Source organism: Oscillibacter sp. UBA6647 (assembly GCA_002455655.1).
Classification (GTDB): domain Bacteria; phylum Bacillota; class Clostridia; order Oscillospirales; family Oscillospiraceae; genus Oscillibacter.
The window spans coordinates 661-7,309 of sequence record DKLF01000162.1 but is presented as its reverse complement, the minus strand read 5'-3'; the positions used below and the strand labels follow the sequence as shown (position 1 = coordinate 7,309).

Sequence of the window (6,649 nt, the reverse complement as noted above, 5' to 3'; positions counted from 1 at the left end):
TATGGGGCAGAAATCTGATGTCCCGGCGTTGCCGGTGTGATAAAAAAGCGCTCTCCGAAGACTCGGAGAGCGCTTTTTATAAAATGAATCCGTTGTTATTTCACCCGGACGATGCAGGTCAGGCTGTTCCCGTCGTAGGACATGGTGACCGTGGACATGCCCGCGGACACGCCGGTGACCATCCCGCTGCCGTTGACAGTGGCCACGCCGGGGTTGCTGCTGGACCAGGTCTGGGCGGTGGTGATTCCGGTGTTCTTGAGCTGGAAGCTCTCACCTATGCCCAAGGTGAAGTCCTCCCGGTTCAGCTTCACGTCGCCGCCGGAGGGTGTGACGGTGTTCCCAGAGCTGCCGGAAGAACCGGAGCCTGCCCGCACCCGGACGATGCAAAGACCCTTTCCGGTGCCGTCGGTGGCGTAAACATTGATGATTCCTGCAGAAATGGCCGTCACCGTGCCGTTTTCGTCCACGGAGGCAATTCCGTCGTCCTCGCTGTACCAGGTATAACTCCCGCTGCCGCCGGAAACGGTCAGCTTCACTGCCGGGTCCCCAACTGGGAGGGTAAAGTCCGTCTTGGAGAGGGTCAGGGTGTCGGGCAGGGCCGCCACCTGCTCCACCGTCAGCCCGGAGGGGTCCGTTTTCGTTCCGCTTCCCGGCTCTATCACGCTTCCCGGATCTTCACCGGCAGAGGAAGAAGAATCCCCAGAGGAATCTCCGATCCCCGGCAGACTGGTACCTCCGGAGGAACCGCCGCTTTGAGATGAATCGACTTCGGAGGAGGAGACGCCCGGCTCTGTGCCGCCGCCCAGCTTTTCCTTGATGCTGTCGCCGAAGAACAGCCAGCCCAGCGTCACCGCCAGCACCAGAATTACCACAACCAGAAGGGGGGTCAAAATGCTTGGCTCCTTCCGGCAGGCGGAGCGCCGCGTACCCTTTCGGCGGAAGGGACGCTCCTCTGAAAGCGCAGCCTCCTCCTCGCAGAAGGGACAGCACTTATATGTATCGGAATACTTTTCCCCGCAATCGGGGCAGCGTTTCATGGCCATGAATATCCTCCTTCGGAGCGGTGGGTGTTTTTATGATCAATTGACATAATATCGGTTTTTTCCTGCACAGTCAAGGCCATGAAGACGAATTTTGTGGAATTCCGTTTTTTTCCGTGGTTTTCACTTGCATTTTGGGGTCGCCGTCCCTATAATATTCTGAGGTTCTTCCCCTGTTTTCCTTGCGGGGAATTGCCAATGGCGGGCGGCGCATGCCCCCGCAGAGAGGGGGAAAAGCCCGATGGATATTATTTTAATCGGCGTGGCGGGGGGCACCGGCTCCGGCAAGACCACCCTGACCCGGCGGCTGAAGGAGCATTTCGGGGACGACGTGACTGTGGTGGGCCACGACAGCTATTACAAGTTGCAGGAGGGCGTTTCCTTAGATGAGCGGACACGCCAGAATTACGACCATCCCAGCGCCTTTGACACCGACCTTCTGATTGAACACCTGCGGGCGCTGAAACGGGGGGAACCCATTGCGTGTCCCGTGTATTCCTTTACAGATTTTAACCGCACCGAACAAACAGTGACAATTTTTCCCGCCAAGGTCATCATTGTGGAGGGATTTTTGATTTTTCAGAATCCCATCTTGCGGGAAATGTTTGACATTAAAATTTTCGTGGAAACGGACGCGGACGAGCGCATCCTGCGCCGCGCTCTGCGAGACGTGGAGGACCGGGGAAGAAGTCTCCAGTCCGTCGTCAAGCAGTATCTCACCACTGTGAAGCCCATGCACGAGCGGTATGTGGAGCCTTTCCGGAAGTATGCCGACATCATTGTGCTGGGGGGCGGACGCAATCTGGTGGCGCTGGAAATGATGATTCAGCGCATTCAGGCTCACATCAACGGGAATTAGAAGACGAGGGACCCGCCATCAGGCGGGTCCCTTTTTTTGCGGGCATTGGACGGGAATTACGCATTTAAAACGCTTCACCGAAAAAATTAACAAATATTGTATTTACAATTACCATCAGCAGTCCTTATAATGATAACAATTCAACGGGCAGGAAACCGAAAAAAGCAATACCGCCCGGGTTTGCGCCCAGAAGGACGGGCCGCCGGGGTGGAAGGCATAAAATCAAGCGCAGTCTCAAAAAGGTCCCAAACGCAAAGGAGGAGGCGTCATGTCGGTGAAGCTGGAGCTGTATCGGGTATTCAAAGAGGTGGCGGAGGCGGGGAACATCTCCGTGGCCGCAAAAAATCTCTATATTTCACAGTCGGCGGTAAGCCAGTCCATCAAGCAGTTGGAAACGGCCCTTCAGGCGCGGCTGTTTTCCCGCAGTCCCCGGGGCGTTTCCCTGACAGGGGAAGGGCAGCTACTGTATGACTATGTTCGTTCGGCGCTGGGGCTTTTGGCCACGGGGGAGGACAAGCTCTCTCAGGCCCAGCAGCTCATGCTGGGCACGCTGGTGATCGGCGCCAGCGACACCGTGACGGGCCAGTTTTTGACGCCCTATCTGGAGTCATTTCATCGGCTTCATCCCGGTATCCGACTGAAAATTATCAGCGGACGGAGCGCCAAGGTTTTAAGCCTGCTGCGCTCCGGCTCTGTGGACATCGCCTTTGCCTCCACCCCGGCGGAGCGGGAGCGGCTGGAGGCGTGGCCCTGTTTTTCCACCCACAGCGTGTTTGTGGCGGGCAGCGGCTATGGCTGCGATTTCGACCACGTTTACACACGGGAGGAAATTGCGGCGTTTCCCCTGATTTTGCTGGAGCGCAAGGCCAGCTCCCGTGGCTTTTTGGAGCAGGATTTTCTCCGCTGCGGCGTGACGCTGACGCCGGAAATCGAGCTGAGCTCCCGGAGCCTTCTGGTGACGCTGGCAAAGATCGGTCTGGGCGTGGCGGGCGTGACGCTGGAATTTGTGCAGGATGCGCTGAGTGCGGGGGAGATTCGGCTTTTGAAGACCGACTTCACCATCCCTGCCCGCAGCGTTGAGATGTGCACGTTGGTGGATGTGGCCCCCACGGCGGCGGCAGGTGCGTTTATGGAAATGGTGCAGGCCGGGGCGGAGAAGGCGCGGTCCTATCCGGAGGAAACGGAAAAATAACCGCCCGGAGAAATTGGAATAATCGCCGCCCAAAGCGGCGCGCAAACGGAGTGGAGGCCATTTGGCCTCCACTCCGTTTGCGTTATTTTATCAGAAAAACCAATCAAGAAAGGCCGCTTTTTTTATAAAAAGAGGCTATTATCCGTCGTTCGCAGAGGTCACAAAATGGATGGCAGAGAGAAGTGTTCGTTCGTCTCCCACAATATAGAGAATATCTCCGCTCAAGAGGGAAGAATAAGGACCGGGAGAGAGGATAATCTGCTCGCCCCGCTCGATGGCAATGATGGTGGCGCCAGTTTTGTGCCAGAAGTTCAGGCCGCTGATGCTCTTGCCTGCAACCTGGGAATTGGCAGGCACAGCAATCTCGTAAGGCACAAAGGGTGTGCTTTTCGCTGCACGGCCCGCCGTGTTGAGGACAAACAGCAGCTTTTCCATGGCGGCGGAGGTTTCGGCAATCTGGCGCTCCATCCACGAGAGCAGCTCGCCCTTCACGTCGGCGGCGCTTTGCAGCTCCCGGCTTTCCTGAATGAACTCAGCGGCCTTTTGCGAAGAGAGAATCCACACGCCGCTGTTTTTCTTAATGTCGAGAATCTCCACATCCTCCAAAAGATGAACCGCCTTGCGAATCGTCTCCGGAGAAACCCCGTACTGAGAGGAGAGTACTGTGCGCCCGGACAGCTTCTGTCCCTCCACATATTTTCCGCCCACAATATCCTGAGCGATGGTAACCGCAATCTTTCGATAAACAGGCAGGGTAATCCCCTTGCTTCTTGCCATAATGATTTCACCGTAATTCCGTTATAATATTGATTGTGCCGCAATACTGCCAGTCTATCACAAAGTTTAGATTTCGTCAAAATAAATTGCTCTTTCTGTATAATCGGAGAGACGGCGAAATAATAAATTTTCGCCTAGCATCTCGAACTGCTTGGCAGCATTACAATTTTAAGAAAAAATTCCCCAGAAAATACCATTATTTTTCCGGCAACTTATACAAAAATTAAGATGTCAGTTTGACAAAGTGACAACTTGTTGATATAATATGCAATGTCAGTATTGTGACGTACAAGAAAGGAGTCAGATAGTTTATGAAGAAAACGATCCGGATTACAGGATTGCTTTTGGCAATGATTGTATTGGCCGGCAGCCTTGTTGGCTGCGGAGCAGGGGAGCAGAAGCAGACGAAAACACTGCGCTTTGCCGATGTTGGCTGGGATTCTATCCTGTTCCACAACGCCGTGGCGGGAACGGTGGCCGAGGCGGTGTTCGGCTATCAGTGGACGGAGGTTTCCGGCAGCACGCCCATCACACATGAGGCGGTGAAGAAGGGCGAGATCGACGTACACATGGAGGTGTGGTCTGATAACCTTCCGGACTATAATGCCGATATTGAGGCGGGTGCGCTTAAAGAGGTGGGCGTGAACTTCGACGATAACGCGCAGGGGCTGTATGTGCCGCGCTATGTCATCGAGGGGGACCCGGAGCGGGGCATTGAGCCTATGGCGCCCAACCTGAAGACTGTGGCGGACCTCAAGGACTATGCTTCCCTCTTTAAGGACCCCGAGGATTCCTCCAAGGGGATTATCTACGGTGGAATTGCGGGCTGGGAGATTACACAGATTATTCACCAAAAGTACTTGTACTACGGCTTGGACAAAACCTATAACTATATCGAGCCGGGCACCGACGCCGCCACCAGCGCCGTGCTGGTCGCCGCGTATGACAGGGGAGAGCCGGTGGTGGCCTATTATTGGGAGCCGACCTGGCTGCTGGGTAAATACGACTTTGTCCTGCTGGAGGATGAGCCTTATGACCCGGAGCTGTTTCTTGAGGGAAAGACACAGTGCCCGTCTGTGCGGGTCACCATTTGCACCAGCAACGATTTTTATGACAGCGACCCGGAGTATGTGGCGTTTTTGTCCAAGTATCACACCACCTCCGCGCTGACCAGCGAAGCCCTTGCCTATATCGAGGAAACCGGCGCGGATTATAAGACGGCGGCAAAGTGGTTTTTAAATGAGCACCGCGACATGGTTGAAACCTGGCTCACCGCAGAGCAGGCCGATACACTGTATGCGGCCATCGGATAAGGAGGGTGCATGGATTGGCTGTTTAATTTTCCCTTTAAAATCAACATCGATACAAACGCCATAGACAATGCCGTGCGCGGCTTTGCCGCTTCACACTCCGCGTTTTTTGACGGAATCAAGTCCGGGCTGACCGGCTTTGTGGGAGCGATCAACTGGATTTTAGGCTATATTCCGTGGTTTGTTTTAATTGCGCTGGTGTTTTTCCTTGGCTGGAAGGGGCATAAGAGCCTGCGTTCCGGCATCACATACGCTGTCTTGCTGTGCGTCATTGGAACGCTGGGATTGTGGGACCTGATGAACCTGACGCTTTCCATTGTGCTGGCAGGCGTGATCATCGCGTTGGTACTGGGGCTGCCTGTCGGCGTGCTTCTCTCCGGCTCCGACCGGGCCAACCGGACGGCACGGCCGCTGCTGGACATGATGCAGACCATGCCGGTGTTCGTGTATCTGATTCCGGCGGTGATTTTCTTTGGCATGGGCTCTGCCTCCGCCGTGATTGCCACCGTAATTTATGCCATGGTGCCGGTGATTCGCCTCACCAGCCTTGGCATCCGGCAGGTAAATGCCGAGGTGGTGGAGGCTGCGCGCTCCTTTGGCTCCACAAAGCTGCAAATGCTTTTGAAGGTCCAGATGCCGCAGGCTCTTCCCACGATTATGGCGGGTATTAACCAGACCATGATGATGGCCATGTCCATGGTGGTGACCTGCTCCATGATCGGAGCGCGGGGGCTTGGCAATGAGGTGCTCATCGCCGTCAACCGGGTGGAAATTTCCAGAGGATTTATGGCTGGCGGCTCAGTGGTCATTCTCGCCATTCTTTTGGACCGCCTGACACAGGGCTGGTTTTCGAGCCGGAAGGAATCGGGGGATGAATGACGATGAGCGATATAATTATCGAGACAAAGAACCTCTCCAAGCTGTATGGAACCCGTCGGGAAGAAGCCATGGAGCTGCTGGGTCAGGGAACTGAAAAGGCAGAGGTCCTGAAAAAAACCGGGGTGACCACCGCGCTGTACGACATTAACCTGCAAATTCCCCGGGGCAAGATTTTTGTCGTCATCGGGCTGTCCGGGTCGGGAAAGTCTACCCTGGTGCGCTGCTTTAACCGCCTGCACCGGCCAACCTCCGGCTCCGTCACCTTTGACGGAGTGGACCTTCTGAAGCTGAACAAGCAGGAGCTTCGGGAATTCAGGCGGCGAAAGATGGCCATGGTGTTTCAGTCCTTCGGACTGATGAGCCACCGGAATGTGCTGGGCAACGTGGCCTACGGGCTGGAGGTGTCCGGCATGGGCCGGGAAGAGCGGGAAAAGCGCGCCAGAGAGGCCATTGCCCTTGTGGGGCTGGAGGGCTGGGAGGAATCCATGATCGGAAGTCTTTCAGGCGGTATGCGTCAGCGGGTGGGTCTTGCCCGGGCGCTGGCCAACGATCCAGAGGTGCTGCTGATGGACGAACCCTTTTCCGCGCTGGA

Annotated in this window: 7 protein-coding genes; 5 read left to right on the top strand and 2 right to left on the bottom strand. The window is 55.6% G+C overall.

What is annotated here, in order from left to right:
- Positions 1–95 precede the first annotated feature (95 nt).
- On the bottom strand, positions 96–1,043 hold the full coding sequence (locus tag B2W96_RS11575; RefSeq protein ID WP_293010574.1) for an Ig-like domain-containing protein: 948 nt from the start codon (positions 1,041–1,043) through the stop codon (positions 96–98).
- A 238-nt stretch (positions 1,044–1,281) separates the two neighbouring features.
- Between B2W96_RS11575 and udk the strand changes: the two genes are divergently transcribed.
- Both udk and B2W96_RS11565 read left to right on the top strand, forming a co-directional pair.
- A complete protein-coding gene (gene udk, locus B2W96_RS11570) occupies positions 1,282–1,899 on the top strand; it encodes a uridine kinase (protein WP_293010572.1) in 618 nt (205 codons plus the stop codon).
- 268 nt (positions 1,900–2,167) lie between these two features.
- On the top strand, positions 2,168–3,091 hold the full coding sequence (locus tag B2W96_RS11565; RefSeq protein WP_293010570.1) for a LysR family transcriptional regulator: 924 nt from the start codon (positions 2,168–2,170) through the stop codon (positions 3,089–3,091).
- A 138-nt stretch (positions 3,092–3,229) separates the two neighbouring features.
- Here the strand turns inward: B2W96_RS11565 and B2W96_RS11560 are convergent, their stop codons facing one another.
- On the bottom strand, positions 3,230–3,868 hold the full coding sequence (locus B2W96_RS11560) for a TrkA C-terminal domain-containing protein (RefSeq protein WP_293010568.1): 639 nt from the start codon (positions 3,866–3,868) through the stop codon (positions 3,230–3,232).
- A 311-nt stretch (positions 3,869–4,179) separates the two neighbouring features.
- Between B2W96_RS11560 and B2W96_RS11555 the strand changes: the two genes are divergently transcribed.
- The 3 genes from B2W96_RS11555 to B2W96_RS11545 all read left to right on the top strand — a co-directional run.
- A complete protein-coding gene (locus tag B2W96_RS11555) occupies positions 4,180–5,181 on the top strand; it encodes an ABC transporter substrate-binding protein (protein ID WP_293010566.1) in 1,002 nt (333 codons plus the stop codon).
- Between the two features lie 9 nt (positions 5,182–5,190).
- On the top strand, positions 5,191–6,057 hold the full coding sequence (locus B2W96_RS11550) for an ABC transporter permease (RefSeq protein ID WP_293010564.1): 867 nt from the start codon (positions 5,191–5,193) through the stop codon (positions 6,055–6,057).
- A gap of 2 nt (positions 6,058–6,059) precedes the next feature.
- A partial coding sequence (locus B2W96_RS11545) for an ATP-binding cassette domain-containing protein (RefSeq protein WP_293010562.1) occupies positions 6,060–6,649 on the top strand: 590 nt, incomplete at its 3' end.